This is a genomic window from Ectobacillus sp. (assembly GCF_056992975.1).
Map to the genome: position 1 here is coordinate 1 of NZ_JBXKMX010000114.1, position 2442 is coordinate 2442.

A 2442-nucleotide genomic window follows, 5' to 3' on the forward strand; every position below is an offset into this window, starting at 1 on the left:
TAATTGGCCTTTAGAAGAACCAGTTACAACTTCGATTTTGCTTACTTCATCTAGTTTCATCTTTTTATCTCCTTAGACTTTAATGAATTTATTTAATTAGTATTACCTTAATTATCCATAATAAATCCTAAAAAAAGGGAATACTACAATTACGTATGAATGTAGGAGGGAATAAATTTGACTATAGAAAACAATATATTGTCTATATTCGCCCTTGGTGGCATAAATGAAATAGGGAAAAACATGTATGTTATTCAGTATGGAGATGATCTCGTTATTATTGACTGCGGTGCAAAGTTTCCAGATGAAAGTTTATTAGGAATCGACTTAATTATCCCTGATATTTCTTACTTACAAGAAAATAAGAATAAAATCAGAGCGTTACTTATCACACATGGACACGAAGATCATATTGGAGGCGTTCCCTACTTTATAAGGGAATTGAATATCCCTATTTATGCAACGCGTTTTACACTTGGATTAGTCGAATTGAAATTACAAGAGCATGGACTTTTAGGGGATAGTGAATTATTTGAGATTGATTCAGACTCAAATCTTGTGTTTGGAGAAATTCAAACTACCTTTTTCAAGACGAGCCATAGTATTCCGGATTGTCTCGGCATTGTCTTACATACACCGGAAGGAAATGTCGTTCATACCGGCGACTTTAAATTCGATTTAACTCCTGTTAATAATCAATATTCAGATATTCATAAAATGGCAGCAATTGGAGAGCAAGGGGTATTGGTTCTTATATCTGAGAGTACGAATGCGGAACGCCCTGGTTCTACCCCATCCGAACGACTGGTTGGAAGCCAAATCGAAGAAGCTTTTATTAATGCAGAGCGAAAAGTCATTATTTCTACCTTTGCATCAAATGTGAATCGTGTTCAGCAAGTTGTTGCCGCCGCAATCCAAACAAATCGAAAGCTGGCGCTTCTTGGTAGAAGCATGGTGAATATTGTTTCCGTTGCGATGGAACGTGGATATGTACAGATTCCGGAAGGCTTGCTTATTAATCCGCAGGAAATCAATCAATTGCCTCCAGAAAGAGTGGCAATCCTATGTACAGGTTGCCAAGGAGAGCCGATGGCTGCCCTCTCACGTCTTGCAAGCGCTAATTATCGGGATGTAGACATCTTACCGGAAGATACCGTTATTATTGCCGCAACTCCAATACCTGGGAATGAACGTAATGTTTCACGAATTGTGGACAACTTATTTCTGCTAGGCGCGAAAGTGATATATGGATCGTCAAATCGAACAGGTATGCACGTTTCCGGACATGGGTATCAGGAGGATTTAAAACTTATGCTTACCTTAATGAAACCAACCTATTTTATTCCCGTTCATGGGGAATTTAGAATGCTGCATCTGCATCGCATGTTAGCAGAATCAGTTGGAGTCAAGAAAGAAAATACGTTTATTATAAATAACGGTGATGTTGTTGATGTTGAAAACATGATTGCTCGTCAGACTCGGAAAATATCGTCAGGAGATACTTATGTAGACGGATTGGGTGTAGGGGATGTCGGAAATATTGTCCTTCGAGACCGAAAACAGCTTTCTGAAGATGGAATGCTGGTAATTGTAATAACCCTTAGTAAATCAGATAAAAAGATGCTTTCTGGTCCGGACACAATTTCACGTGGATTCGTTTTTGCAACAGATTCCGAAAAGCTCTTAAGAGACATCAATCGTATCGTAAAAACAACGGTTAACGACTTGCTAGAAGTGAATAGACTGCAAAGAAACAATATAAAACAAAACATAAAAAAATCAATTGGACAATACGTGTATACCCAAACGAAGAGAAAGCCAATGATTCTTCCAATTATTATTGAAATATAAATGAAAGTGACATCATGATTACTTGGATTTCAATAGGAACTTTTGTTGGTTTCACTGTAATAGTTCGGCTTATCTTCCCCGTCAATAAAACTAATACAAGTTATTGAATACGCGGGGGGTTCTTCTTTTTGTGCAAACGATAGGTACCTGCACTACAATTACACATTTGCATAGATTAATTGGTAATCATAATCTAAAAACAAGGGAGGAATAATAATGGCTTCTTTGAATTACACTTCAGAGGCTACACAATTCACTTTCGATGTAAATAACAGTAATTTGTATACAAAGGATAGCCACAATTTTATTAATATCTTAGGGATTAATCAATTAAATACATTAGAAAATGTATCCTTACTCGATATTTTCTTGAGTGCAAATAATGTGATAGAGCCTCACTATCACCAAAATGCTGCTGAACTTGTTTATTGTATTTCAGGTTCTTCTATAGTTTCAATATTCAACCCATTTACAAAACAAATGCGCGATTACCCCATAAAACCAGGGCAAGTTGCAAATGTTCCACAAGGATGGTGGCATTACGAAGTAGCAACTGTAGATAACACACATCTTCTGGCAATATTTAATACA

Annotated in this window: 2 protein-coding genes; both read left to right on the plus strand. The window is 36.7% G+C overall.

Going from position 1 to position 2442, the window contains the following annotated elements; translation table 11 throughout:
* The first annotated feature begins 243 nt into the window (after nt 1–243).
* On the plus strand, nt 244–1851 hold the full coding sequence (locus tag AC11ZT_RS05880; protein ID WP_484058713.1) for a ribonuclease J: 1608 nt from the start codon (nt 244–246) through the stop codon (nt 1849–1851).
* Between the two features lie 216 nt (nt 1852–2067).
* Nucleotides 2068–2442 (plus strand): cupin domain-containing protein (locus AC11ZT_RS05885; RefSeq protein ID WP_484058712.1); only part of this gene is annotated, 375 nt, incomplete at its 3' end.

What these genes read in the sequence shown, in the direction of transcription:
- AC11ZT_RS05880 (WP_484058713.1), top strand. Translation starts at nt 244, where the DNA reads ATGTATGTTATTCAGTATGGAGATGATCTCGTTATTATTGACTGCGGT.